Below are 988 nucleotides of genomic sequence, written 5' to 3'. Positions count from 1 at the left end.
CGATGGCCAAGGAAAAGTTTTCGCGGACGAAGCCGCACTGCAACATCGGCACGATCGGTCACGTTGACCATGGCAAGACGTCGCTGACTGCGGCGATCACCAAGGTTCTGGCCGAGACGGGCGGTGCGACGTTCAAGGCCTACGACCAGATCGACGCGGCGCCGGAAGAGAAGGCGCGCGGCATCACCATCAACACGGCGCACGTCGAGTACGAGACGACGAACCGTCACTACGCGCACGTCGACTGCCCCGGCCACGCCGACTACGTGAAGAACATGATCACCGGCGCGGCGCAGATGGACGGCGCCATCCTGGTGGTTTCGGCGGCCGACGGCCCGATGCCGCAGACCCGCGAGCACATCCTCTTGGCCCGTCAGGTCGGCGTGCCGGCCATCGTCGTCTACCTCAACAAGTGCGACATGGTCGACGATCCGGAGCTCCTGGAGCTCGTCGAGATGGAAGTGCGCGAGCTTCTGTCGTCCTACGACTTCCCCGGCGACGACATTCCGATCGTCAAGGGTTCGGCTCTCGTTGCCCTCGAGGGCGGCGACCCGGTGCTCGGCCATGACTCGATCCTCGAGCTGATGACCCAGGTCGACGCCTACATCCCGCAGCCGGACCGTCCGGTCGACCAGCCGTTCCTGATGCCGATCGAGGACGTGTTCTCGATCTCCGGCCGCGGCACGGTGGTGACCGGCCGCGTCGAGCGCGGCATCGTCAAGGTGGGCGAGGAAGTCGAGATCGTCGGCATCCGTCCGACCACCAAGACGACGGTGACCGGCGTCGAGATGTTCCGCAAGCTGCTGGACCAGGGCCAGGCCGGTGACAACATCGGCGCCTTGCTGCGTGGTACCAAGCGCGAGGACGTCGAGCGCGGCCAGGTGCTGTGCAAGCCGGCTTCGGTGAACCCGCACACCAAGTTCAAGGCCGAGGCCTACATCCTGACCAAGGAAGAGGGTGGCCGTCACACGCCGTTCTTCACCAACTA

At 65.3% G+C, this 988-nt stretch carries 1 protein-coding gene; it reads left to right on the top strand.

The window, feature by feature from the left end:
• Nucleotides 1–2: 2 nt before the first annotated feature.
• A partial coding sequence (gene tuf / locus CJ014_RS27230) for an elongation factor Tu (RefSeq protein WP_100083625.1) occupies nt 3–988 on the top strand: 986 nt, incomplete at its 3' end.

Origin of the sequence: Pleomorphomonas carboxyditropha (assembly GCF_002770725.1) — a bacterium.
Classification (GTDB): Bacteria; Pseudomonadota; Alphaproteobacteria; order Rhizobiales; family Pleomorphomonadaceae; genus Pleomorphomonas; species Pleomorphomonas carboxyditropha.
The sequence above is the reverse complement of the archived record's forward strand: the minus strand, read 5'-3'. Positions and strand labels throughout refer to the sequence as shown.